Raw genomic sequence first — 22,891 nt, 5'->3', positions numbered from 1 at the left:
TGGCACGGATTCTGCTGAATCCTGTGTCGTAAGTGGCCATTCGGCGTTCTTGGAGGGCTCATGGAACCTGTCGAGATCAACAACGGACAGTGGTACCTGCGCGGACTGCGCGCCGATGACCGCGTCGATGACCGGCCCGCGCTCGCGGACCTGGGAGAGGACGATCTGGACTACGTGCACGACGCCGCGGACGGCTGGGCCGACGACACCCGGTACACCTGGGCGGTGTGCGAACCGACTAGCGGCGAATTGCTCGCCGAGGTCATCCTCGACCCCGTCACCGGATTCCTGAGCAGCCGCGGCCGGCCCGGCTTCGAGGACGCCGCCGCCATCTCGGAGGACACCGTGCGGCGGTACGCCATGGAGGTGCTCGGTCTGGACGTGCACACGTGAGTGCGTCCGCCAGATAGCGGTCAGCGCTCGTCGATGTCCAGGCCCGTGGCCAGGTCGCCGCATTCCACCGCGACGACGTCGTCGCGGGCTCCGAGAAACGCCCGGGCCCCCTGGTCGCCGTGCAACGCGGCGGCCAGCTCCGCGAGGTGCCTGCGGGCCACCACGACGGGGTGGCCGGGGCGGCCGTCGTAGCCCGCGCGGGCCAGACCGGAACCGGCGCCGCGCGCCGCATCCAGAACCCGGGCCACGACGTCGGCGCCGACGTCGGGGGTGTCGACCGTCTGCAGCACGACCCATTCAGCGTCTCCGGCGGCCTTCAGCCCTTCGCGCACCGAAGCGCTCATTCCGTCGGCCCAGCGCGCGGCCACCACGGCGCGCGCAGGCGCAGGTACTTCGACCACGGCCGCACCGAGCACCACGATGATGTCGTCGCAGCCGCCGTGATCGAGCGCGGCCACCGCCCGTGCAAGCCACTCGCCCTGGTCGGCAAGAACTTTCGGCATTCCGAACCGGCGGCCCGCGCCGGCGGCCAGCACCACGCCGGCTACCGGGTCGGCCTTTGACATGGCAACAGTCTGACCCGGGAGTCTAAGAATCCACTCAAACAAATTGTCCGTTGACCTTGATGGCGGTAGGGTTCTGACAGGTTGAGTTCACAGCCGCAGCGAGCGTAGTCGACATGCGCGCGGAACTCGTGACGCTGTCGATTGATGCCGCACCAACAGTACGAATACATGTATTACGACTGATGGAGCTACCCATGACCGTCTTTTCGACGAACGCTCTCATCGACCAGACTGACGAATCGCCGGCCACCTTCGCCACCCGCTGGCTGCCTCCGTCCACGGCCGTGATCAGTGCCCACGGCGAAATCGACGCGGTCAACGCAGCCGAGTTCGCCGACTACACGTTGCGACACACCATCGAGGCCGAACGGGTCGCAGTCGACCTCACCGACGTCGATTTCTTCGGCACCGCAGGATTTTCCGCCCTCAAGGACATCGAAGGTCGCTGCTCGACCACCCATACCGACTGGGTGTTGGTGCCCAGCAAAGCGGTCAACCGGCTGCTGCGCATCTGCGACCCCGATTCGGCACTGCACACGTGCTACAGCGTGGCCGCGGCGTTGTCCACGCTGAACGGCAAGACCCCGCTACTGCAGTTGGTCACGAAGTCGCGCTAGCGATTTCGCGAGCAGCCGCGACACATGCATCTGCGATACTCCGACACGCTCGGCGATCTGAGTCTGCGTCATCGACTCGAAGAACCGCAGCAGCAGTACCGTGCGTTCCCGCTCAGGTAGTTGAGCAAGCAAGGGCCGCAGCGTTTCCCGATTCTCGATCTGGTCCAGGCCGTCATCCAGGTCGCCGAGCGTGTCGACTATCGCCGGCGCATCCTCGTCACCTCCGCCGCCGCTGTCGATCGACAACGTGTTGTACGAGCGCCCCGCGACCAGGCCTTCGATCACCTCTTCGCGATCCATGTCGAGTTCCTCGGCAAGTTCGGAAGCGGTCGGCGCACGGCCCAACCGCTGAGACAGCTCCGCGGTCGCCGCGCCCAGCCGCAGGTGCAGCTCCTTGAGCCGTCGCGGCACCTTCACCGACCAGCTGTTGTCGCGAAAGTGGCGCCGGACCTCCCCCATGATCGTCGGCACCGCGAACGACACGAAGTCCGATCCGGTCTCGACATCGAATCGGTTGATCGCATTGACCAGGCCGACCCGCGCCACCTGGACCAGATCTTCACGCGGCTCACCGCGGCCGTCGAAGCGCCGCGCGATGTGATCGGCGAGCGGCAGGCAGCGCTCGACGATTCGCTCACGTTGACGTTCGTAGGCCGGCGAGTCCTCGGACAGTCCGCCGAGTTCGCGGAACATTTCCCGAACGTCCGCATATTCCGACGTCACCGCAGCAGGCTCGCTCGCCTCGTCGTCAGGGTGATGCCGAATACCTGGCCGGTGTCGTCGGGCCCGTCACCGTTGGTGAAGGTGTTGACCTCGTCGGTCAAGGAGCTCAGCACGTGCCAGCTGAAGCTGCCGGGCTCGAGCACCGCAGCACCCGTGCAGGTGGTGGAAGCGGTGATCATCACCGACTCATCGTGGGGGTCGACGACCAGATGCAGACTCGAATCCGGTACCGCCGACCTGATCAATGCGGTGCAGGCCTCGTCCACGGCCAATCGCAGGTCGGCGACGACGTCGAAATCAAGGTCTTCGAAGGCAGCTACCGCAGCGACAAGTGTGCGCACCACGGCCAGGTTCTCCAGCCTGGCAGCGACCCGAATCTCCACCGACCGCTCCACGCGGCGCGGCTTGGGTTGGCCCTGTTCGTCGGCCATCTCACCTCCCGGCGTCTCGGATCGACAATGTCCCGGCTGGGACGGTTGTCTCACGAGACCGCTCTGCTGATCGTGCTCCCTCGACCCTGAACCATAACGCGCCGAGCAGTTTCCGTCAGAGGCAGTGCGGGTCCGCCCCGTCGGGGCGATGTCGGTCTCGACTTCGGCACTGTTGTTCCTTTCCTGCACCCTGACTGGACCGCCTGGGATCCCAGCCAGGGATGCCCATCGCGCCGCGACCCGAAACATGTGATCGACGTGGGATTATTGACGGCATGGATCCGGACCGCGACGAGACGGAAGCCGAGCGTCTGGACCGCAACTGGAACAACCTGCTGCAAGAGCTGCGAGTGGTGCAGACCGGCGTCCAGTTGCTCACCGGCCTGCTGGTCACTCTGCCGTTCCAGGAACGGTTCTCGATGCTCGACGAGTCGATGCGGCTCCTGTATCTCGTGACCGTCGCGTGTTCGGCCGGTGCCACCGCGTTCCTGGTCGCTCCGGTCGGGATGCATCGGATCCTGTTCCGCAGGCACCGCTTGAATCTGCTGGTGTCGGCCGCACACCGCTGCGCGTTCACCGGCCTGGTGTTGCTCGGCCTCGCGATGGCCGGGGTGACCGAGCTGATCTTCGACACTGTGGCCGGGCGCGAGGCCGGCGTGATCGCCGGGGCGGTCGCTCTCGTGACGTTCGTCGGTATCTGGGTGTTGCTGCCGTTGGCGATGCGTCTGGGGCATCCGATGTCGACCGGCGCCTCAGTCGAACTCGGCGCGCAGCGCAGCCAATAGCGGTCTCGCCGCTTCGTCGAGGAATCGCTGCTGGCCCTCGTCACCGATCTGGACAAGGGCGATATCGGTGAAGCCCGCATCCCGATAAGGCGCGACGGCCGCGACGATCGCGTCCAGGTCCGGTCCACACGGGATGGCGTCGGCGACATCCTCCGGCCGCACGTACTGGGTTGCCGCGGCGAAACCGGCGGGTGTCGGCAGATCCGCGTTGACCGCCCAGCCGCCACCGAACCAGCGGAACTGGTCGTGGGCCCGCTTCACCGCGGCATCGCGATCAGGATCCCAGCACACGGGGATCTGTCCGATCACCCGACCTTCGGGCAGTACGCCGGTGGCTTGCCGGCGCTGCTGCCAGCCCTCGACGATCGCCCGGTCGGGTGCGACGTTGATCAGGTGATCGGCTGCCACGGCAAGCTTCTCCACGGCCTTCTCACCGGTCATCGAGACGGCGATGGTCACCGGAACCTCCGGCAGATCCCAGATACGGCCAGAGTCCACTTCGTAGAACTCACCCCTGAAGTCGACGAGGTCGCCGCTAAGCAGTTCACGGATCACCTTGATCGCCTCGGCGAGCATGTCGAGGCGACGCTGCACGGTGGGCCAACCGTGACCCACGACGTGTTCGTTGAGGTTCTCACCGCTGCCGAGACCCAGGGTGAACCGGCCATCGGCCAGGATCTGCACGGTGGCGGCCTGCTGGGCCACGATCGCCGGGTGATACCTGATGGTCGGGCAGGTGACGTACGAGTAGAGCTGCACGGTGTCGGTGGCGTGGGCCACCGCGCCCAGCACGGGCCAGGCGTTGGGGGCGTGTCCCTGACTGGCCAGCCAGGGACTGTAGTGATCACTGCTCACCTCGAAGTCGAAGCCGGCCTGCTCCGCCGACACCGCATAGTCGACGAGCTGTCGGGGGCCGCTCTGCTCGGTCATCAATGTGTATCCGAATCTGGCCATGGCGCTGGAATACCCGTGCAGAAGACCGCGAAACTGGGTATGCGGACGCCATGACCGAATCACAGACTCTGCAGACACAGCACACCGGCGAGCGGCGGATGCGGATTTCGCTCACCTGGGTGCTGGCCGTGTTGACCGTTCCCGCGGCCATCGCGGTGTTCCTGTACGGCATGGGTGCGGTGATGGGTATGGCCGGATGTACCGGCGACGTGTGCGCGAGCAAGGGCCCCGGAGAATTCTGGTTCGGGATCCTGTTCTACGGCGCGCCCGTTGTGCCCGTGGTCACGATCGCCGTGTCCATCATCACCGCACGCTTGCGGTACGGCATTCTTGTTCCGCTGATCGGATTGGCGCTGTTGGCAATCGATTTCGCGGTACTGGCGCTCACGTTCTGAGCTTGCGCCGCGCCGCACGACACCCACCCGGCTGCTCAGCTGCCGGGTGGGTCGGCGCGGTTCTCAGCTGCTCGGCCGCTGCCGCATCACGCCGGGATGGTCTGTGTACCAGCGATCCTCGATGCGGCGCACTCGCATGTGCTCGAGCGCCAGCCACATCGATCCGATGCCGAGCCCGGCTGCGGACAACGTGCCCACGGTCAGGCCCACATCGGGGTGGCCGGTGGCGAACGCCGCCAGACACCCGACGAACAGCACCAATCCCAGGAGGATCAGTACGAGCGCGGGCATGATGACGTTGTCCTTCATCGACTCGCCGGCGTGTGGCCGGGTTGTCCGGGCGTGGTCAACTGGATCTTTTGGACCCTTCATGGCTGCTCCTTCCCGCCACTTCGCCCCACCTGCCGTGCATGGGCTGTCTCCACGGTAGATCTATTGGACCCCTCTGGCGAGAGAAACACCATCATCGATCAATGGTTGCGGAGCATCCCGATCAGTTCGCGCTTGTTCTTGTCGGAATAGCCCTTGATGCCAAGCTCTTTCGCCCGCTTGCGCAGGTCGTCGACCTTCCAGTCGTCATAGGAACCGGACTCGCCGCCCGAGCGGCCGACATTCGAACGCCCCCGGGCCGCGGCAGCGTTCGAGATCCGCGCCGCCTTCTCCTTCGAATTTCCTTCGTCGCGCAGCTCCTCGTAGAGCTTTTCGTCCTTGATCGACGAATTCGGCATCTCGCACCTCCCTTGTCGTTGCTGACGATGTTGAGACGGCCGTGTGGTCAATACCAGCTTCGACGCCCCGCGACCGGCCGCCCGATCGACCCGAGCAGCCAGAAGACGGCACCGATGACCAGCAGGATCACGCCGGCCACCCAGAGCAGATAGATGTTGAAGACCAATCCGAGAACGAGCAGGATCGCTCCGAGCACAATCATGACGACCTCAATTCAGTGCGGCGATGGGAGCCATCGCACTGGGTTGCGGCAAACGGCACTCGTCCACCTTGGGATTGACACCCGCGTAGTTCAGCGGGCCGGCCAGGACCGTGAGTGCTATTGCGCCCGCGGTCGCACAGTTCGTTGATCCACCGTGGAAATAATCGCGCTGCCAGGCCGCCACCACGCCGATGATCAGCCAGATGAGCACGACTGTTCCGAACAATCCACCAAGTCTCATGGGATGCGATGTACCCGGCTGACGCGTGGGTCAAACATTGAGGCAAACCGCACGCAAGCGTGGTCGCGGCGTTGATCGGTGGGCCGCACCGCTTCTACCCTTGACCGCTACACCGACGTGGTCCGGCAGGAGAGCTTCGATGGACACCGACGAACCGTCACTGATGGACCTGGCCCGTGACGAGCGGGCCGATCTTGCCGAATTCCTGGCCACCTTGACCTCCGATGAGTGGCAGACAGAGTCGCTGTGCACCGGCTGGACAGTGAAAGACGTTGTGGCCCACATCGTCAGCTACGAGGAGCTGGGCGTCGCTGGATTGTTCAAGCGGTTCGTGAAGGGGCGGGTGGTGCGGGCCAATGAAGTCGGTGTCGCCGAATACTCGACGATGTCCACGACCGGACTACTCGAGTTCCTCAACCGGCATCTGCGCCCGCAAGGTCTGACGGCGGGGTTCGGCGGCATGATCGGTCTGGTCGACGGGACCGTTCATCATCAGGACATTCGGCGTGCACTCGGCCACCCGCGCGACGTGCCCGCGCAGCGACTACAACGGATCCTGCCTCTGGTGCCCGGCAACCCGCGCCTCGGTGCGGGCCGGAGAATCAGAGGACTTCGATTGTGCGCCAACGATATCGAGTGGGAGCACGGCCACGGACCGGAAGTCTCCGGCTCCGGTGAGGCGCTACTTCTTGCGATGACCGGCCGCAGGCAAGCCGCCGAGGAACTCAGCGGCCCGGGTGTGGAGATCCTGCTCGGGCGGCTCTGACCGCACTACCGGCAGCAGTTCGGGTCGAGCACTACACACAAGGCCTGGAGAGCCTCGGGCAGCACGCGATGAAGGACATTCATTCCGCGGCGGTCCGATATCACCAGTCCGGCCTTGCGTAGCTGACCCATGTGGTGGCTGACGGTCGACTCGCTCAACCCGAGCGCGGCGGCGAGGTTGCCACTCGTCTCACCACCCGGCGTCGCGGTGAACAACAAGGACACGATCTTGACCCGTGCCGGGTCGGCGATCGCCTTGAGCCGCATCGCCACGGCCACCGCGTCGTCATCCGTGATCGGGCCTGCCGCCACCGGCGAACAACACACCGGCGTGGACATATCGATCACGGGCAGCGCTTTCGGCATGGCTCCATCATGCCATGAATATTGACATATATCGAAAAGGTGGCATCCTGGGCCCTGATGGTTAATTCGATATATGTCTCATCCCAGGTGGAGGTTCGCATCATGTCCCGTGTCCAGCTCGCGCTCAACGTCGATGATCTCGACGAGGCGGTCACGTTCTACACCAAGCTCTTTGGCGTTTCCCCGGCCAAGGTCAAGCCCGGCTACGCCAACTTCGCGGTCACCGAGCCGCCACTAAAGCTGGTGCTGCTGGAAAACCCCGGCAAGGGCGGCACCATCAACCACCTCGGGGTCGAGGTCGAATCCAGCGAGACGGTGCACGCCGAGATCGCCCGCCTGACCGGCGAGGGCCTGTTCACCGACGAGGAGATCGGCACGACCTGTTGCTTTGCCACCCAGGACAAGGTCTGGGTGACCGGCCCGGCCGGAGAGAAATGGGAGGTCTACACGGTGCTGGCCGATTCCGACACATTCGGCACCAGCCCCCGACTCCTCGCCGACGGCGAGGGTGGCGAGGGTGGAGTCTGCTGCGGCGGAAGTGCCGCCGCAGACGCCGAGTCTGAGACGGCCGAGACCACGTCCTGCTGCTGAGCACTCGGCTTGACGGCGGGTTCGATAAGCATCAATATTGAAGGATGTCGAAATCATCGGATCCGTCCGACGAGGCGTGCTGCCCGCCCGGCGCGTTACTGCGTGAACCGATCTCGCCTGCCGAGGCCGCGGATATGACGGTCAAGCTCAAGGCACTGGCCGATCCGGTCCGCTTGCAGTTGTTCTCGGCGATCGCCAGCCATGCCGGTGGCGAGGCCTGCGTCTGCGACATCTCAGCCGGGGTCGACGTCTCGCAGCCGACGATCAGCCACCACCTCAAGGTGCTGCGCGACGCCGGCCTGCTCACTTCGCAGCGCCGAGCGTCCTGGGTGTACTACGCGGTGGTGCCCGACGCGCTGGCCAGCCTCACCGTCCTGCTCGGCGCTCCGACCTCCGCCACGGCCTCCGCATGACCGCCACGACAGCCGCCGCGCCGCCGGTCGTCGGCAAGCTCTCCACCCTCGACCGGTTCCTACCGCTCTGGATCGGCGCGGCGATGGTCGCCGGGCTGCTCCTCGGCCGCTGGGTCCCCGGTCTCAACACCGCGCTGGAAAGCGTTCAGATCGACGGCATTTCACTGCCCATCGCCCTGGGCCTGTTGATCATGATGTATCCCGTGCTGGCCAAGGTCCGCTACGACCGCCTCGATACCGTCACCGGCGACCGCAAACTGCTGCTCTCTTCGCTGCTGTTGAACTGGGTGCTCGGCCCGGCGTTGATGTTCGCCCTGGCCTGGCTGCTACTGCCCGATCTGCCGGAATACCGCACCGGCCTCATCATCGTCGGCCTGGCCCGCTGCATCGCCATGGTCATCATCTGGAACGACCTCGCCTGCGGAGACCGCGAAGCCGCCGCCGTCCTGGTCGCACTCAACTCGATCTTCCAGGTCATCATGTTCGCCGTGCTGGGCTGGTTCTACCTCTCTGTGCTGCCCGGCTGGCTCGGCCTGGAGCAGACCACCATCAGCACCTCGCCGTGGCAGATCGCCAAATCCGTGCTCATCTTCCTCGGCATTCCGCTGCTGGCCGGCTACCTGTCCCGCCGCATCGGGGAGAAGACCAAGGGCCGCGACTGGTACGAATCCGAGTTCCTGCCCCGCATCGGGCCGTGGGCGCTCTACGGACTGCTGTTCACCATCGTGATTCTCTTTGCGCTGCAAGGTGATCAGATCACCCACCAGCCATGGGACGTGGCCCGGATCGCGCTGCCGCTGCTGGCCTACTTCGCGATCATGTGGGGCGGCGGCTACCTGCTCGGCACGGTGCTCGATCTCGGTTACGAGCGCACCACCACCCTGGCGTTCACCGCGGCCGGCAACAACTTCGAACTCGCCATCGCCGTGGCGATCGCCACCTACGGTGCCACCTCCGGCCAGGCACTGGCAGGGGTCGTCGGCCCGTTGATCGAAGTGCCGGTGTTGGTCGCTCTGGTCTACGTCTCCCTGGCGCTCCGAAACCGATTCTCCCACCACACTTCTGAGCACTTGCCGACCAGCCCGCCGACGGTGCTGTTTCTGTGCACCCACAACGCCGGGCGCTCGCAGATGGCCCTCGGATACTTCACCCACTACGCGGCTGGCGGGGCCATTGCACTATCCGGCGGGTCAGAACCGGCACATGAGATCAATCCGACCGCCGTCGCCGCGATGGCGGAGGTCGGCATCGACATCACAGGCGGATCCCCGAAACGTTGGACAGAGGAAATCGTCTCGGCAGCCGATGTGGTGGTCACCATGGGATGCGGCGACAGCTGCCCCATCTTCCCGGGGAAGCGCTACGTGAACTGGGAACTGCCGGATCCTGCCGGCAAGGACCTCGCGGCGGTCCGCCCCATCCGCGACGAGATCGACACCCGTGTCAGGCACTTGTTGACGGAGTTGGCCGTACGCAGCTGAATTCGATCAACGAAATTGGCTCCGCCAGTGTTGTTTTCATCTACCGAGGGGCCGCTCGGTAGCAGTGTTGCGGACGAGACAGACGTGGCGCGCCGCCGGGAACACTCGCGGATCGATTGTTCGAGCGCATGATGGGGCGTAAAGTCGGTCGCAGGTTGAGTTCACAGCCGCCCTGAAAATCGTCATCGGATGCAGGGTAGTGACCCTGTATCCAGGGGTTTTGAGCCCACAGAACCTGAAGTGTGACGTGACCGCAGTGTTTCTGCTGAGGAGTCACCGATGTCCACAATGAACGTCACGAGCTTGAATGTCGCGAGCCGGGTCACCACGTCTCCCCATGACCGCACCCGTGCGCAGTTCTGCGCGCAATGGCTGTGGCCGGCGACCGCGGTGATCAGCGTCAGCGGCGAGCTGGATGCGTCCAATGCCACCGAGCTGACCGACTGCGGGATTCGGCACACCAGGCCCAGCGGACAACTCGTTCTCGACCTCAGCGCGGTCGACTTCTTCAGCGCAGGCTGCTTCGCCTGCCTTCATACCCTCAACGTGCGATGCGCCGGCGAGAACATCGACTGGGTGTTGATTCCCAGCCGCGCCGTGTCCCGCGTGCTCGGCATCTGCGATCCTGCCCGCGCGTTGCCGGTCTCGACTTCGCTTCCTGCCGCCCTCTCGACGCTGCGCAATCAGCCGAGGCAGTTGCGGTTGGTCGACGTAACTCCCTAACGTCGCACCGACAACCCGTTCCGCCGGACGGTCAGCGAAATACCCAGCACCGGGCTGAGTTCATCGGCGTGCTCGGAGTCGAGCTCGTCGACGAAGGTGTCCACCTGCTCGGCGAGCGACTCCAGTACCCGGCGGCTGAAGCCGCTCAGGCCGGCACTGCCAGGCTCGCCATGGACGCTGTCACAGGCGGTTGACACGCGGACGCTCAGTACATCCACCCCAGGGTCTTCCACCAGCACGAGGTTGGCTCCGGGCGAAGACATGCCGATCAGCACCGTGCAGGCTTCATCCACCGCCAACGCCAGGTCACCAGCCGTATCGCCGTTCAATTCCTCATAGCCGGCCAGACAACCCGTCATGGCCCTCACCACAGCCAGCGACTCCACCCGGGCCGGTACCCGCAGCTCTACAGCTCGCGATCCGCGTGTGTGGCCCGATGCCGCCCGGGGTATCCGCCGACCGTGCAGCACAGTCAGTGGAGGCCCCGGTGCCCGGCCAGACAATGACATATGGGTCGCGTACCCACAGTCGCCTGGTCGCCAAACCAGGATGTGGGCCGCAATGAGGCTGCGGCGCAGCGTCGTCGGTGGGCCGGGGATTCACCGGGTGCGCCGTGGCCGGAGATTCAGTTACCGCGATGACGACGGGGCCGCCGTCACCGATGCGGCAACGCTGAAGCGCATCGAGGATCTGGTGATCCCGCCGGCCTGGAAGAAGGTATGGATATCCCCGCATCCGAACGGACACATCCAAGCCGTCGGCACCGATGTCGCGGGACGGCGCCAATACCTGTATCACTCCCAATGGCAGCAGGAGCGCGGCGAGGAGAAGTTCGACCGGGTGCTCGAACTGTCGGCCGGCCTTGCTGACTGGCGTAGCGCCATCGCGAGGGATCTGAGACGACGTGGGTTGACCCGCGACCGCGTGCTGGCACTGGGACTACGACTTCTCGACCTCGGGTACTTCCGCGCCGGTGGAGACCACTACGCCGAGGAGAACAACTCGTTCGGTGTCGCGACGTTGCTCCGTGAACACATCACGTTGCACCCGGATGCGGTCGAGTTCGATTATCCGGCCAAGAGCGGCGTGCGGCGCATGCTGCTGGTCGAAGATCCGGCGGTGGTGCGTGCAGTCCGGTCCTTGCAGCGGAGTCGGGGCAACGGCGATCGCCTGCTGGCTTTTCGCAACTCGTCCGAGTGGACGGAGGTCCATGCCGAGGATCTCAATGTCCGATTCAAAGAAATGGTCGGCGACGGCTACACCGTGAAAGATCTGCGCACCTGGCACGGCACGGTGCTGGCGGCCGAGTCGTTCGTCGACGCGGACCCTCCCATCGACGGCAAGGTGATCAAACGCGTCGAGTCCGCGGTGATGCGCGAGGTCGCCGAGGCTCTCGGAAACACCCCGGCCGTCGCCCGCAGCGCCTACGTCGATCCCCGAGTGGTCGATGCGTACCGGGACGGACTGACCATCGGCCCCGCCGTACGGCGAGCCGCACGCGTCCGCGACTCTGACAAGCGCCAGACGATCCTCGAGCGTGGCACAGCCCGGTTGATCCGAAAGGTGGACAGGCAGACATGACCCCCTACGACGCCGAGGTCGCCTGCGGCGGCAGGTACACGGCAGGTTCCACGCGGTCGTAGACCCGCAGCGTGTCGGACGCGATCCGGTCCCACGAATAGCGGGACCGGGCCCGATCGCGGCCGGCGGCACCGAGACTCTGCCGGTGGAAGTCATCGCGCAGCAGCGCGTTCAGAGCGTCGGCGAGCAGGTCAGGCCGTTTCGGCGGCACCAGCCGACCGGTGATGTCGTCCACCACGGTGTCCAACATGCAACCGACGGCCGAGGCGACCACCGGAATCCCACAGGCCATCGCCTCCAGTGGGACGATGCACAACGACTCGTACCACGGCGTGCACGCAACCACGTCCGCCGATCGCAGGATCGCCGGCATGTCCGCGCGGTCGACGGCGCCACAGAGGTGCACCCGGTCTGCGACGCCGAGTTCCCCGGCCAGTCGCCGCAGCCGGTGCGCCTCGGCATCGCGTGCCAGCTCGGCTCGCGGTGGTCCGCCCACGATCACCAACTCGGTGTCAGGAACGGTGATCAGTGCCCGGATGGCGAGGTCGAAACCCTTGCGCGGCAGGAATCTTCCGACACTGACGATGCGGTGGGGCGCGCCGCGCCGGCTGCGGGGCCCGTCGGGTGTGAAGAGGTCGACATCTACACCGCAGGGCACCACGGAGATTCTCGAGCGGGACCGGCCCAACCGCATCAGCTCGAACACTTCGTCGGTGCAGGTGGCCGCAACCCATGTCGCGCCACGCGCCACCATCGTTTCCAGCTTGAGGCGCTCGGGAGGGCTCATGCCATCGCCTCCCCGATGGCGGCGCTCGACCACGCCCAACTCGTAGAAGGTCTGCACGACCGGCAGATTGAGATGACGTGCCGCCAGTTGGCCGGCCACGCCCGACATCCAGAAGTGCGCGTGCACGATGTCCGGGCGGTCTTCTGCCCATGTCGTGTCGAGGAATCTGGCGAACTCGCCCATGTGCTGCAGCAGTTCGTCTTTCGGAATGCGTTCGGCACGTCCTGCCGGGACATGCACCACGGTGTATCCGTCGGCCGTCCTGACCCTGGCAGGCAACTCCGGGTCGTCGCGGCGGGTGTAGACGGTGACGTGGTGCCCCTCCCGGGCCAGCGCGGCCGACAGCGCGGCCACATGCACGTTCTGCCCACCCGTGTCGATTCCGCGGAGTGCAGCCAGCGGACTGGCATGCTCTGACACCATCGCGATCTTCATGCAAGCCTCCTCGACGAGCTCACGGCCGGATCGACATCGTGTTCCCGCAACGCTCCAACCGGAACCTCTTGCACCGCATGCCTGCCCGACATACATGCCACGCGAGAATTGATCGCGAGGGTTCTGAGTTCATGCGGCCGGAAGTACCCGGGCAACGGTCACTTAAACACCCGAAGAGTTTGATCAAGGGGGCATCGGGTATCCGGGGCCCTATGAGCCGCGAAGATGTGCCCGACGAGGTGCCGATCGCCGATGCGCTCGAGCAGGACCGTGAGCCCAGCGAACCGGTTCCCGACGCCGAAGTGCCTGTGACAGACGCGGACGGCCCGCCGCTGGAGGCTGCCGATCCGGACTGGCAGGAACAGCGGGAGGCGGTCGCCGACGACCTCGGACTCGACGAGTTCGACCGTGACGACCGCGACGATGGCGGCGAAACCCTGCCCGGATGACGGTGACCGCCATGGCGGAGCAGGCAGAAAAAGAAGACCGTGCCCGGCGAGTTCGGGCTGTATTGATCACTGTCGTCCTGATCGCCGTGCTCGGGCTGCTGCTCACTCGCTGCCCGGCCAACCGCGATGGCATGCCCGGCAAGCTCGCCCAGGGCATGGAAGAGACGGTGGCTGCCGCCCGCAGCGGCGCATACGCGCTGGACCTGCGAATGCGTGACCGATCCACACCGCAACTGGTCAGCGTGCAAATCTCTGATGCCCGGGACGAGATCGTCAAGGCCTACCAAGGAGTCGCCGATCTCAAGGCCGACGATCCGGTCGACGTCGAGCGCCAGCGGATGCTCACCGAGGCCATGACCAGGTTGATCGGCCAGCTCAACACCGCCTCAGCTCGGGTCCGCGAAGTGGCTGTCGAGCCCGAGCTGTCCGCGCTGCGCGGCCACTTGCTGGCATCGGCCGACGCCCTCGAGACCGGCTACCGTTGATGAAAAAGTTCTTCGCGGTAGCGCTGGGGATCCTGACGGCGATCGGCGGGTTCCTCGACATCGGCGATCTGGTGACCAATGCCGTGGTCGGTTCCCGGTTCGGCCTGGCACTGGTCTGGGTGGTGCTCGTCGGCGTTGTCGGGATCTGCCTGTTCGCCCAGATGGCGGGACGGGTCGCGGCGGTGAGCGGTCGCGCCACCTTCGAGATCATCCGGGAACGCTTGGGTCCACGCACGGCGGCGGCGAACCTGACGGCCTCGTTTCTGATCAATCTGATGACGCTGACCGCCGAGATCGGCGGCGTCGCCCTGGCACTGCAACTGGCGACCGACGTCGGACGGATGATGTGGATACCGGTCGCCGCTTTCGCGGTATGGCTGGTGATCTGGCGGGTCAAGTTCACGGTGATGGAGAACACCGCCGGGCTGGCTGGGCTCTGCCTGATCGTGTTCGCCGTGGCTGTCTTTGCCCTGCAACCGAATTGGGGTGATCTGGCCCAGCAGGTGGCGCAACCGGTGATTCCCGAAACCGAATCCTCGGCGACCTACTGGTATTACGCGATCGCCCTGTTCGGCGCCGCGATGACTCCGTACGAGGTGTTCTTCTTCTCCTCCGGTGCCGTTGAAGAGCATTGGAAGACAAAAGATCTCGGTGTGTCACGGCTCAACGTCCTGGTCGGTTTCCCGCTCGGCGGCATCCTCTCGGTCGCCATCGCCGCCTGCGCGACCCTGGTTCTGTTACCGAAACAGATCGAGGTGACGTCACTGTCACAGATCGTGATGCCTGTCGTGGAGGCCGGCGGCAAGCTGGCGCTGGCGTTCGCCATCATCGGCATCGTGGCTGCGACATTCGGTGCCGCCCTTGAGACCACGCTGTCCAGTGGCTACACCCTGGCGCAGTTCTTCGGCTGGCCGTGGGGCAAGTTCCGCCGTCCCGCCGAGGCGTCCCGGTTCCACGTCGCGATGTTCGTGAGCATCGTCGTCGGCACTGCCGTCCTGTTCACCGGCATCGACCCCGTCATGGTCACCGAGTATTCGGTGGTGTTCTCGGCCATCGCTCTGCCCCTGACCTACCTGCCCATCCTCATCGTGGCCAACGATCCGGAGTACATGGGCGACAAGACGAACGGAAGGCTGCTCAACATGTTCGGTTCCGTATATCTGGTGATCATCGTGGCCGCCTCGCTGGCCGCCATACCGCTGATGATCGTGACGGGGGCGGGTCAATGAGAATCGTCGACGCGCGCCTGCACCTCCTGGACCGGCAACTGCTCGACGATGAGGGCGCCCCGGCCGGCATCGTCGACGACCTGGAAGTCGATGGCGTCGAGACCGACGTGGACATCGATCCGGGCAGCCCGCCGCCGCGCGTCACCGCGATACTTTCCGGGCAGGTGATGATGACGCGCATCCTCGGCGGCGCACCGCCGCGATCGATGCTGCACGAGATTCCGTGGAGACAAGTCGCTTCGGTGGGTGTCACCGTGCAACTGAGCGCTTCCGAACCGCCGGCGGACACCGACTGGGTCGAGCGTTGGCTGCGTGACCACATCGTCGCCCGTATCCCGGGAGGGCGTCATGCAGCTGAGTAATCTGCTCGGGCTCCGCGTGCTGGACGCCGGCCACCATCCGGTCGGAAACGTCATCGACGTCCGACTCAGGCTCGACGGCGACAGCGCTGACCACCCGCGCAGCCCGGAACTGACCGGCCTGGTGATCAGTCCGCGCACCCGCTCGTCGTATCTGGGCTACGAGCGCACCGACCTCGACGCGCCCTGGCTCATCGCCACGATCGCGAGATGGCGACACCGCGGCACGTTCCTGGCCGCATGGGACGATGTGGCCAAAGTCGCGTCCGACCACATCACGCTGCGTGCCGGATACGGCCGGCATTCGCCTGGTCTGCGGAGTCAGTGACCGCATCACCATGGCAATGCCACCGCAATTCGGTCAAGGCGTACTCCGTGAGAGCCTGCTGTCGCTGGGACTCGATGACGTCGGCGATCCGCTCGAAAAGCACTTCTGGCCCGGCCATGTTCCTCACCTCGACTTCGACAGATCGGCGTATACCCCGGCGGGTAACGAGGCAAACCGGCCGAAACGGTTTGAACGGACACCGCTGGGTTACCCACAGCGACAGCGCCGCGCGTCCGCGCGACTTTCACAGAAAGGGCTGTCCCGTGGGAACTGCGAATCCAAGTCCCGACCGCTCCGTACGGTGGACCCCGCTGCAGGCCGGCGCGATGATCGTCGGGATCCTCTTCCTCATCGTCGGGGTGCTGGGGTTCATACCGGGCATCACCACCGACTACGGCGATCTGCACTGGGCGGGACATCACTCCGAAGCCATGCTGCTCGGACTGTTCAGCGTCTCGGTTCTGCACAATCTGGTGCACCTCGCATTCGGTGCAGTCGGAGTGCTGATGGCCCGCCGAGCCGATGCCGCACGCGCCTATCTGATCGGCGGCGGCGTGGTCTACGCCATCCTCTGGCTCTACGGTCTGGTGATCGACCCGGACAGTGCGGCCAATTTCATCCCGGTGAACAGCGCTGACAATTGGCTGCACCTCGGCCTGGCGGTCGTCATGATCGCATTGGGGTTGGTGTTCGGCCGGGCGGCGACAGCGACCAGCGGGATCGGCACGGGCGCGCCCGGAACCATCGAGTGACCCGCGGTAACGGTAAACACGCTGCGACAGACGGGTTTACCGCCTGCCGCCGACGGGCATACCTCAACCGCCATGACGACGCCTTCAACCCTCACGCAGCCAGGGCTTCCTCCCGCGAAGGGGCCCATCTCCGGTGCGCTGATCGAGCGGCTCGGCGATCGGGCACCGCACAACCACCTCGAGCCCGTCTGGATCCCGCTGCGCGATGCCGATCCACTCGGCCTGGATGTGCAACTGGCGCTCTACATCTGCTACGAGCTGCACTATCGCGGCTTTGCCGGCGTCGATCTGGACTGGGAATGGAACGCCGGGCTGTTGCATTTGCGTTCGCAGTTCGAGCGAATGTTTCTCGCGGCGGTCCGGCGCGAGGTCGGCCCAATCGATCCTGACGACACCGCAGAGCGCGAGATGGCGGGTCTGTCGGTGGAGCGCGTCGACGGGACGGGCCCGTCGTTTCACCTTCGCGACGAGGGCACGTGGGATCAGATGCGCGAGTATTTCGTGCACCGGTCGCTGTACCACCTCAAAGAGGGCGACCCGCACGCCTGGCTGATCCCGCGCCTGAGCGGCCAGGCGAAAGCCGCCTTCGTCGCCGTCGAATACGACGAGTACGGGGCAGGCTCGGCCGACCGCCTGCACCAGAACCTGTTCGCCGACCTCATGCGCGAGGCCGAACTGGACGACCGCTACCTGGGCTATCTGGACGCGGTACCGGCCGAAAGCCTCGCGTTGGTCAACCTCATGTCCATGTTCGGCTTGCACCGACGACTGCGTGGCGCCGCCGCGGGCCACTTCGCGGCCACCGAGATCACGTCCTCACCGGGGTCGCAGCGCATGCAGGCCGCCTTGGAACGCCTGAATGCGCCCGAGGCGTGTATTCGGTTCTACCGTGAGCACGTCGAGGCCGACGCCGTCCACGAACAGGTAGTCCGCCACGATGTGGTGGGTGACCTGGTGCTGCGTGAGCCTGACCTCGACACCGACGTCGTGTTCGGCATCCGCGCCTTCGCCGCGATGGAGGACAGGTTGGCCGACCACCTGATGAAATGCTGGGTGGCCGAACGTAGTTCGCTATGCCGGCCGCTTGCCTGACTTTTGGCTGCTCCGCTCGACCCTGCGGTGGCTGGTATCGCACAACGGATAGGTCTTGGAGCGGCGGCACGTGCACAGCGCCACCATGAACCGATCCGATTCCACGATGCTCCCGTCGGGCAGTTCGATCCGTACCGGCCCCTCGACCAGGATCGGCCCGCCCTGGACCACCCGCACCGCCCGACGCTCGGTCATGGCTTGTCCGCCCGGATCACGACCAATTCCTCTTCTGTCCTGGCGTCCGTCAAACGCCCGGTGTCCCGCAGCCAACCCGCCTGCAGGTGCAGCACCGGCCCGAACGGAATCCGCTGGGTCGCATAGACGTCCGCATCGAGGCCGCCGGCACGCAACAGCTTCACCGACCGCTCGACATCGGCGAACTCCGACTGGACCAGGAACAGCGACCCGCCTTCGGCCAGAAGCGCCGCGGCCGAGCGGCACAGCGGATCGAGCACCAGCCTGCCGTCCGGACCGCCATTCCACGAGACCATCGGCCCCGTCGACACGACCACATCCGCGGAGGTTTCCGGCGCCACCGGAACATAGGGCGGATTGCAGACCACGACGTCGAACGGTTCGTGTTCCAGCGCCTGGGTCCACGAGCCGAGCCTGGCATCGACATCGACCTGCGCGGCCAGCGCGTTGACCTGGGTACAGCGCACCGCGCTGGGCGAAATATCCAGCGCGGTGACTTCGCCTGCACCCAGCTCGGCCGCGGCGATGGCGATGGCTCCGCTACCCGCACACAGGTCGACCACCCGGCGGCCCGCCACGACGTCGTCGCGCACGAGTACGTCGATCAGCAGCCGCGAGTCGTGCTGCGGCCGGTAAACGCTCTCGGCGCCAACGGCAATGGTCTCTGTGGCCATTTCGCCGGTCATGTCTCCGGCCATTTCGCTCATTCCTGAAAGCACGACTATTCGGTACCCAACCGGGCCATCCGCAAACTTCGGATCCGGTGATCCCGATGTGCCACGACACGTTTAGCTCCGTCGCATCCGGGAATCCCCAGGGGTGCGTGGAGAAGCCGCGTGGAACGAACCAATCCACTCCAGTAGCGGAAAGGTAAAGCATGACCGAGAAGAACTCAGGACCCGAAGAAGGCATCAAGGGCGTCGTCGAGGACGTCAAGGGTAAGGCGAAGGAAGCCGTCGGTACGGTAACCGGGCGCGAGGACCTGGTCCGGGAGGGTAAGGCCCAGCAGGACAAGGCCGATGCCCAGCAGGACGCGGCCAAGAAGGAAGCCGAGGCCGAGTCGGCCCGGGCGGGTGCCAAGGCTGCCGAAAAACGCGAGCAGGCGAGCCAGCGGCCCTAGCCCGACCTGAATGAAAGAGATGGCCCAGCCAAAGGCGGCTGGGCCATCTCGTCATCTCGGGTCAACTGTTGGGCGCCTGCCTGGTCACATCGGGATGCTCTGCGTACCAACGTTCTTCGATACGCCGCACGCGCAGGTGCGCGACCGCGAGCCACAGCCCGCCGGCCAGCAGGCCGATGGCCGCCAGCACGGCGAGCACCACACCCACCCCGGTGTTGCCGGTCGCGAAGCCGAACAGACAGGCGACGAACATCACCACACCCAACCCGACCAAAACCAGCGCCGGCATGTTGCGGTTGTCCTTCATCGCCTCGCCGGCATGCGGCCGGGTCGTCCTGGTGTGGTCAACAGGATCGTCGGGACCTTTCATCATTTCTCCCTCTTACTCGTAGCGTGGGTATTGCCCCACCTTGAGCAGTCCGGCCAGATGCGCCGCATTCCGCGCCGCAGCGGCGGTGGCATCGGCGACGGGACCGGGCACCTCGTCGAGATCCTGGTAATCGGTGCCGTGCATGGCCTCGCCGTTCCAGTACGTACAGCCCTGAGCCGGGATGGTGTAGCCGATGTCGTTGAGCGCCTGGAAAAGATCGGCGACCGTCTTGTGGGCGCCGTCCTCGTTGCCGACGACCGACACCAGCGCCACCTTGCCCGCCAGCACCGGACGCCCCTCGTCGTCGGTGTTGGACAGTTCGGCGTCCAGCCGCTCCAGAACGCGTTGCGCGATGCTCGATGGATGACCCAGCCACACCGGCGTCGACAGCAGCAGGATGTCGGCGTCGAGAATCTTGCGGCGAATCTCCGGCCACTGATCGTCGCCGCCCATATCCGCCTCTACCCCGGGCTCGATGACGAAGTCGGCGCAGCGCAACGACTCCGAGCCGACTCCGAGCACACCGAGATCCTCCCGGACCTGATCGGCGATGAGCTCGCTGCTGGACTCAGCCGGGCGGCGCTTGAGACTGCAGACCAGGGCCAAAGCGGTCAGAGTCGGGGCCGTCATGAGTCACTACTTCCCTCGACGGGCCCGGGCTAAACCTCGGGGCCGACTCGCAGGTGGGCGGTGAGCAGCAACCGGTCCAAGATGGCGCGGCTGGGAAGGGTCTCGGAGTAGTCGAGGTCCAGGAAATCTCGGGCCAGCTGCTCGGCCAGCGCCCGCAACTTGGTGTTGGTTTCCTGCGACCGCCACTTGAGCAGGTCGAATGCCGCATCCCCGTTGATCCGGTAGATCAACATCAACATGCCCTTGGCCTGCTCGATGGCAGCTCGAGCCTCGGCGATCCCGGCCACGGCCTCGGTGACAGCCTCCGCCTGTGCATGCGCGATCGAGGGTGAGACGTCGACGTAGAAGCCGTGTGTCCCGATGACCGCACCGTCGTCGTCGAAGAGCTGATCCCCGACCACCACCACGTGGTGGACGTCGCCGGCTGTGTCGATGATGCGGTGCCGGGTGCTGAACGCACCGGAAGTTCGCCGGATCTCGAGCAGCGTCGCGGCCACCTGCCCGTAGTCCTCGGGGTGCTTGTGGGCGAGCACCAGCTCGGTGGTCGGGTTCGCGGTACCCGGGTCGTACCCGTGCATCCGCTCCACCTGCGGCGACCATTCCCAGCGCTCGTCGGCGAAGTAGAACCGGAACCAACCGACTCGCTGCGGCTGACCGCCGGCAAGCGCGTGTTCGATCGGCGACTCGGTGTTCCCCGCGTCCGAGTCACTTGTCACGCATTGAGCCTAGCCCGGCGGACCGGTGGTGGCTCGGCCGATTCGGCACAAAACTTGTCACCGGCAGCATCTACATTCGGCACCGTGAGACGGGCCCGGATCAAGATTCTCGTCGCGGCCGGTGCGGCGGCGGCGTTGGCGAGTCACCTGGCCGGAGCCGACGCAACTCGCAGCGTGGCGATCGGTGTCGTGGTGCTGCTGTTGCTGGCGGCCACTCCGACGTTCCTGCTGGGTGCCCTACGTGGGGCCGGCACCCCCACCGCGCGTGAGCAGGCGGCCCCCGAGATGACCGGGCTGGAATTCGAAGACCATGTGGCCCGTGCGGCCCGCAAGTGTGGACTGCCGGTGATCATGACTCCCCTCAGCGGGGACTGGGGGGTGGACCTGATCGTCGGACACCGGCCCAACCGGATTGCCGTGCAATGCAAACGCCTGTCACGGCCGGTAGGCGCCGGCGCCGTCCAGGAGGTCGTCGCAGGCGCGCCGATGCAGGATTGCACCAGGACCATGGTGGTCACCAACAACCAATTCACCCCGGCCGCACGTAAACTCGCCGAACTCCACGGCTGCGAGCTGGTGAGCGGAACCGACCTGCCCAGGCTCAAGTCCATCCTGCGCCGCGCCGCGTCGTCAGAGCCCGCCCCCGACTCCTGACCTCAACGCATCCCGCACCGCGTCGAGGCATTGATCGATCTCCCTGCGGGTCACGCTCAGCGCCGGCCGGAACCGCACCGAGTCGGGCCCACTCGGCAGCATGATGACGTGGCGGTCCCACAACCGCCGCACCAGCTCGTCGCGCGCGGTGGCTGTCGGCAGACTGAACGCACACATCAGGCCGCGGCCCCGCGGATCGAGCACGATGTCAGGGAAATCCGCTGCGAGCGCGCATAACTGACCGAGCAGGTAGTCCCCCGTCAGCGCTGCATTGCCGAACATGTCCTCGGACTCGATGACCTCGAGGATGCGCCGGGAGCGCACCATGTCCACCAGGTTGCCGCCCCAGGTGGAGTTGATTCGCGAGCTCACCGTGAAGACGTTGTCGGCAATGTCGTCCACCTTGCGGCCCGCCATCACCCCACACACCTGGGTCTTCTTGCCGAAGGCCACCACATCCGGGGTGACGCCCAATTGCTGGTATGCCCAGGCTGTTCCGGTGATCCCACAACCCGTCTGCACCTCGTCGAAGATCAGCAGGGCATCGAACTCGTCGCACAGCTCCCGCATGGCGGCGAAGAACTGGGGCCGCATGTGCCGGTCACCCCCCTCACCCTGGATCGGCTCGGCGATGAAGCAGGCGATGTCGTGGGGGTTCGCCTCGAACGCGGCCCTGGCCGCACGCAGCGAATCAGCTTCGAGTGCACCGATATCCGCGCCGGGTCGCAGATAGGGCGCGTCGATGCGGGGCCAATCGAACTTCGGGAATCGGGCCACCTTGATCGGGTCCGTGTTGGTCAGTGACATGGTGTATCCGCTGCGGCCGTGGAACGCACCGCGCAGATGCAGCACCTTGGCGCCCAGTGCCGGATCCCGCCCGTGCGCCTCGTTGTGCCGGCTCTTCCAGTCGAAGGCCACTTTGAGCGCGTTCTCGACCGCCAGCGCACCGCCGTCGACGAAGAACAGGTGCGGCAGGTCGGGGTCGCCGAGGACGCGCCGGAAGGTATCGACGAACCGGGCCATCGGCACGCTGTAGATGTCGGAATTGCTCGGCTTGTTGACCGCGACCCGGGCCAGCTCAGCGCGGAAGTCTTCAGCGCCGGGCAGGTCGCCGGCCAGCGCCGGGTGGTTCATGCCGAGTGCCGACGAGGCGAAGAACGTGAACATGTCCAGGAAGCGTTCGCCCGTGCGCGCGTCCACCAAATAGGAACCTTGAGAGCGGTCCAGGTCGAGGACGAAGTCGAAGCCGTCGGTCAGGACGCTGCGGGCCAGGACCGCTCGCACCCGGTCAGGCGTTACCTGCGACGTGGTCGTCAACACTGCGGTCATGGCGC

36 protein-coding genes are annotated in these 22,891 nt (G+C 65.8%); 19 read left to right on the top strand and 17 right to left on the bottom strand.

Annotation, left to right across the window (positions count from 1 at the left end; all coding sequences use genetic code 11):
* The first annotated feature begins 60 nt into the window (after positions 1-60).
* The gene (locus QQ25_RS09430) at positions 61-393 is read left to right on the top strand and encodes a hypothetical protein (RefSeq protein ID WP_039317474.1); all 333 of its coding nucleotides are present in this window, start codon (positions 61-63) and stop codon (positions 391-393) included.
* Between the two features lie 20 nt (positions 394-413).
* On the opposite strand, the gene QQ25_RS09425 is transcribed toward QQ25_RS09430, so the two are convergent.
* Positions 414-959, bottom strand: coding sequence for a nucleotidyltransferase family protein (locus QQ25_RS09425; RefSeq protein WP_039378388.1), 546 nt, complete (start codon positions 957-959; stop codon positions 414-416).
* Positions 960-1,153: 194 nt separating this feature from the next.
* On the opposite strand from QQ25_RS09425, the gene QQ25_RS09420 reads away from it, so the two are divergent.
* Positions 1,154-1,576: an STAS domain-containing protein gene (locus tag QQ25_RS09420; RefSeq protein WP_052235727.1), complete on the top strand. Its 423-nt coding sequence runs from the start codon at positions 1,154-1,156 to the stop codon at positions 1,574-1,576.
* Here the strand turns inward: QQ25_RS09420 and QQ25_RS09415 are convergent.
* The gene (locus tag QQ25_RS09415) at positions 1,547-2,269 is read right to left on the bottom strand and encodes an RNA polymerase sigma factor SigF (protein ID WP_234711889.1); all 723 of its coding nucleotides are present in this window, start codon (positions 2,267-2,269) and stop codon (positions 1,547-1,549) included. The genes QQ25_RS09420 and QQ25_RS09415 overlap by 30 nt on opposite strands.
* Positions 2,270-2,295: 26 nt before the next feature.
* A complete protein-coding gene (locus QQ25_RS09410) occupies positions 2,296-2,730 on the bottom strand; it encodes an ATP-binding protein (RefSeq protein ID WP_039317468.1) in 435 nt (144 codons plus the stop codon).
* 275 nt (positions 2,731-3,005) lie between these two features.
* On the opposite strand from QQ25_RS09410, the gene QQ25_RS09405 reads away from it, so the two are divergent.
* On the top strand, positions 3,006-3,515 hold the full coding sequence (locus QQ25_RS09405) for a DUF6328 family protein (RefSeq protein WP_052235726.1): 510 nt from the start codon (positions 3,006-3,008) through the stop codon (positions 3,513-3,515).
* On the opposite strand, the gene QQ25_RS09400 is transcribed toward QQ25_RS09405, so the two are convergent.
* Complete coding sequence (locus tag QQ25_RS09400; RefSeq protein WP_039317466.1) at positions 3,483-4,469, bottom strand: LLM class F420-dependent oxidoreductase; 987 nt, start codon at positions 4,467-4,469, stop codon at positions 3,483-3,485. The genes QQ25_RS09405 and QQ25_RS09400 overlap by 33 nt on opposite strands.
* A gap of 50 nt (positions 4,470-4,519) precedes the next feature.
* Here QQ25_RS09400 and QQ25_RS09395 point away from each other — a divergent pair, with 50 nt between their 5' ends.
* Positions 4,520-4,864 carry a hypothetical protein gene (locus tag QQ25_RS09395; RefSeq protein WP_039317463.1) on the top strand — a complete coding sequence of 115 codons (345 nt, stop codon included), beginning with the start codon at positions 4,520-4,522 and terminating at the stop codon, positions 4,862-4,864.
* Positions 4,865-4,927: 63 nt separating this feature from the next.
* Here QQ25_RS09395 and usfY (QQ25_RS09390) read toward each other — a convergent pair whose 3' ends face one another.
* The 4 genes from usfY (QQ25_RS09390) to QQ25_RS09380 all read right to left on the bottom strand — a co-directional run bounded on the left by usfY (QQ25_RS09390) (position 4,928) and on the right by QQ25_RS09380 (position 6,036).
* Complete coding sequence (gene usfY / locus QQ25_RS09390) at positions 4,928-5,236, bottom strand: protein UsfY (protein WP_039317460.1); 309 nt, start codon at positions 5,234-5,236, stop codon at positions 4,928-4,930.
* Positions 5,237-5,334: 98 nt separating this feature from the next.
* Positions 5,335-5,592: a DUF7218 family protein gene (locus tag QQ25_RS09385; protein WP_039317457.1), complete on the bottom strand. Its 258-nt coding sequence runs from the start codon at positions 5,590-5,592 to the stop codon at positions 5,335-5,337.
* Between the two features lie 47 nt (positions 5,593-5,639).
* Complete coding sequence (locus QQ25_RS30570; protein ID WP_101906218.1) at positions 5,640-5,795, bottom strand: DUF6131 family protein; 156 nt, start codon at positions 5,793-5,795, stop codon at positions 5,640-5,642.
* Between the two features lie 7 nt (positions 5,796-5,802).
* Complete coding sequence (locus QQ25_RS09380; protein ID WP_039317454.1) at positions 5,803-6,036, bottom strand: hypothetical protein; 234 nt, start codon at positions 6,034-6,036, stop codon at positions 5,803-5,805.
* A 139-nt stretch (positions 6,037-6,175) separates the two neighbouring features.
* On the opposite strand from QQ25_RS09380, the gene QQ25_RS09375 reads away from it, so the two are divergent.
* On the top strand, positions 6,176-6,802 hold the full coding sequence (locus QQ25_RS09375; protein WP_039317451.1) for a maleylpyruvate isomerase family mycothiol-dependent enzyme: 627 nt from the start codon (positions 6,176-6,178) through the stop codon (positions 6,800-6,802).
* A 5-nt stretch (positions 6,803-6,807) separates the two neighbouring features.
* On the opposite strand, the gene QQ25_RS09370 is transcribed toward QQ25_RS09375, so the two are convergent.
* On the bottom strand, positions 6,808-7,167 hold the full coding sequence (locus QQ25_RS09370) for an Rv2640c family ArsR-like transcriptional regulator (RefSeq protein WP_039378386.1): 360 nt from the start codon (positions 7,165-7,167) through the stop codon (positions 6,808-6,810).
* Positions 7,168-7,269: 102 nt separating this feature from the next.
* Between QQ25_RS09370 and QQ25_RS09365 the strand changes: the two genes are divergently transcribed.
* The 4 genes from QQ25_RS09365 to QQ25_RS09350 all read left to right on the top strand — a co-directional run bounded on the left by QQ25_RS09365 (position 7,270) and on the right by QQ25_RS09350 (position 10,375).
* Positions 7,270-7,758, top strand: coding sequence for an ArsI/CadI family heavy metal resistance metalloenzyme (locus QQ25_RS09365; protein ID WP_039378670.1), 489 nt, complete (start codon positions 7,270-7,272; stop codon positions 7,756-7,758).
* A 44-nt stretch (positions 7,759-7,802) separates the two neighbouring features.
* Positions 7,803-8,171 carry an ArsR/SmtB family transcription factor gene (locus tag QQ25_RS09360; protein ID WP_039378385.1) on the top strand — a complete coding sequence of 123 codons (369 nt, stop codon included), beginning with the start codon at positions 7,803-7,805 and terminating at the stop codon, positions 8,169-8,171.
* Positions 8,168-9,652: an ACR3 family arsenite efflux transporter gene (gene arsB, locus QQ25_RS09355; protein ID WP_039378383.1), complete on the top strand. Its 1,485-nt coding sequence runs from the start codon at positions 8,168-8,170 to the stop codon at positions 9,650-9,652. Before QQ25_RS09360 ends, arsB begins: the two co-directional genes overlap by 4 nt.
* Before the next feature lie 279 nt (positions 9,653-9,931).
* A complete protein-coding gene (locus QQ25_RS09350) occupies positions 9,932-10,375 on the top strand; it encodes an STAS domain-containing protein (protein WP_131546136.1) in 444 nt (147 codons plus the stop codon).
* Here the strand turns inward: QQ25_RS09350 and QQ25_RS09345 are convergent.
* Complete coding sequence (locus QQ25_RS09345) at positions 10,372-10,734, bottom strand: anti-sigma factor (RefSeq protein WP_234711883.1); 363 nt, start codon at positions 10,732-10,734, stop codon at positions 10,372-10,374. The two genes, QQ25_RS09350 and QQ25_RS09345, sit on opposite strands and share 4 nt — an antisense overlap.
* A 202-nt stretch (positions 10,735-10,936) precedes the next feature.
* On the opposite strand from QQ25_RS09345, the gene QQ25_RS09340 reads away from it, so the two are divergent.
* Positions 10,937-11,956 carry a DNA topoisomerase IB gene (locus QQ25_RS09340; protein ID WP_039378382.1) on the top strand — a complete coding sequence of 340 codons (1,020 nt, stop codon included), beginning with the start codon at positions 10,937-10,939 and terminating at the stop codon, positions 11,954-11,956.
* Positions 11,957-11,960: 4 nt separating this feature from the next.
* On the opposite strand, the gene QQ25_RS09335 is transcribed toward QQ25_RS09340, so the two are convergent.
* A complete protein-coding gene (locus tag QQ25_RS09335) occupies positions 11,961-13,178 on the bottom strand; it encodes a glycosyltransferase (RefSeq protein WP_039378380.1) in 1,218 nt (405 codons plus the stop codon).
* A gap of 212 nt (positions 13,179-13,390) precedes the next feature.
* Between QQ25_RS09335 and QQ25_RS09330 the strand changes: the two genes are divergently transcribed.
* From QQ25_RS09330 to QQ25_RS09300, 7 genes are all read left to right on the top strand, one after another.
* Complete coding sequence (locus QQ25_RS09330) at positions 13,391-13,627, top strand: hypothetical protein (RefSeq protein ID WP_052235724.1); 237 nt, start codon at positions 13,391-13,393, stop codon at positions 13,625-13,627.
* Positions 13,624-14,112 carry a hypothetical protein gene (locus tag QQ25_RS09325; protein ID WP_234711882.1) on the top strand — a complete coding sequence of 163 codons (489 nt, stop codon included), beginning with the start codon at positions 13,624-13,626 and terminating at the stop codon, positions 14,110-14,112. The genes QQ25_RS09330 and QQ25_RS09325 overlap by 4 nt, the downstream gene beginning before the upstream one ends.
* Positions 14,112-15,341: an NRAMP family divalent metal transporter gene (locus QQ25_RS09320; protein WP_039317429.1), complete on the top strand. Its 1,230-nt coding sequence runs from the start codon at positions 14,112-14,114 to the stop codon at positions 15,339-15,341. Before QQ25_RS09325 ends, QQ25_RS09320 begins: the two co-directional genes overlap by 1 nt.
* On the top strand, positions 15,338-15,703 hold the full coding sequence (locus QQ25_RS09315; protein WP_052235723.1) for a hypothetical protein: 366 nt from the start codon (positions 15,338-15,340) through the stop codon (positions 15,701-15,703). The genes QQ25_RS09320 and QQ25_RS09315 overlap by 4 nt, the downstream gene beginning before the upstream one ends.
* Positions 15,690-16,028, top strand: coding sequence for a hypothetical protein (locus QQ25_RS09310; RefSeq protein ID WP_039378379.1), 339 nt, complete (start codon positions 15,690-15,692; stop codon positions 16,026-16,028). The genes QQ25_RS09315 and QQ25_RS09310 overlap by 14 nt, the downstream gene beginning before the upstream one ends.
* 326 nt (positions 16,029-16,354) lie before the next feature.
* Entirely contained in the window at positions 16,355-16,780 is a 426-nt protein-coding gene (locus QQ25_RS09305) for a DUF4383 domain-containing protein (protein ID WP_039317423.1), read from the top strand.
* A 72-nt stretch (positions 16,781-16,852) separates the two neighbouring features.
* Positions 16,853-17,872 (top strand): iron-containing redox enzyme family protein, encoded by a 1,020-nt coding sequence (locus QQ25_RS09300; RefSeq protein ID WP_039378376.1) that lies wholly within the window; start codon positions 16,853-16,855, stop codon positions 17,870-17,872.
* Here the strand turns inward: QQ25_RS09300 and QQ25_RS09295 are convergent.
* Positions 17,852-18,067, bottom strand: a complete 216-nt coding sequence (locus QQ25_RS09295) for a CDGSH iron-sulfur domain-containing protein (RefSeq protein WP_039378375.1) — start codon at positions 18,065-18,067, stop codon at positions 17,852-17,854. The genes QQ25_RS09300 and QQ25_RS09295 overlap by 21 nt on opposite strands.
* The gene (locus tag QQ25_RS09290; RefSeq protein ID WP_234706057.1) at positions 18,064-18,765 is read right to left on the bottom strand and encodes a HemK2/MTQ2 family protein methyltransferase; all 702 of its coding nucleotides are present in this window, start codon (positions 18,763-18,765) and stop codon (positions 18,064-18,066) included. Before QQ25_RS09290 ends, QQ25_RS09295 begins: the two co-directional genes overlap by 4 nt.
* A 179-nt stretch (positions 18,766-18,944) precedes the next feature.
* Here QQ25_RS09290 and mbp1 point away from each other — a divergent pair, with 179 nt between their 5' ends.
* Entirely contained in the window at positions 18,945-19,187 is a 243-nt protein-coding gene (gene mbp1, locus QQ25_RS09285; protein ID WP_029107199.1) for a microaggregate-binding protein 1, read from the top strand.
* 61 nt (positions 19,188-19,248) lie between these two features.
* On the opposite strand, the gene usfY (QQ25_RS09280) is transcribed toward mbp1, so the two are convergent.
* From usfY (QQ25_RS09280) to QQ25_RS09270, 3 genes are read right to left on the bottom strand one after another with little or no spacing between them, the layout of a single operon-like run.
* Positions 19,249-19,557, bottom strand: coding sequence for a protein UsfY (gene usfY / locus QQ25_RS09280; protein ID WP_039318434.1), 309 nt, complete (start codon positions 19,555-19,557; stop codon positions 19,249-19,251).
* 12 nt (positions 19,558-19,569) lie between these two features.
* Positions 19,570-20,187 carry a flavodoxin family protein gene (locus QQ25_RS09275; RefSeq protein WP_039317413.1) on the bottom strand — a complete coding sequence of 206 codons (618 nt, stop codon included), beginning with the start codon at positions 20,185-20,187 and terminating at the stop codon, positions 19,570-19,572.
* 29 nt (positions 20,188-20,216) lie between these two features.
* Complete coding sequence (locus QQ25_RS09270) at positions 20,217-20,903, bottom strand: PAS and ANTAR domain-containing protein (RefSeq protein ID WP_039378374.1); 687 nt, start codon at positions 20,901-20,903, stop codon at positions 20,217-20,219.
* Between the two features lie 84 nt (positions 20,904-20,987).
* Here QQ25_RS09270 and QQ25_RS09265 point away from each other — a divergent pair, with 84 nt between their 5' ends.
* The gene (locus QQ25_RS09265) at positions 20,988-21,557 is read left to right on the top strand and encodes a restriction endonuclease (RefSeq protein ID WP_052235722.1); all 570 of its coding nucleotides are present in this window, start codon (positions 20,988-20,990) and stop codon (positions 21,555-21,557) included.
* Here QQ25_RS09265 and lat read toward each other — a convergent pair.
* On the bottom strand, positions 21,534-22,886 hold the full coding sequence (gene lat, locus QQ25_RS09260) for an L-lysine 6-transaminase (protein ID WP_039378373.1): 1,353 nt from the start codon (positions 22,884-22,886) through the stop codon (positions 21,534-21,536). The genes QQ25_RS09265 and lat overlap by 24 nt on opposite strands.
* Positions 22,887-22,891 lie beyond the last annotated feature (5 nt).

It is taken from the genome of Mycolicibacterium setense (assembly GCF_000805385.1).
GTDB lineage: Bacteria > Actinomycetota > Actinomycetes > Mycobacteriales > Mycobacteriaceae > Mycobacterium > Mycobacterium setense.
This window is presented reverse-complemented; position numbering and strand designations above follow the sequence as displayed.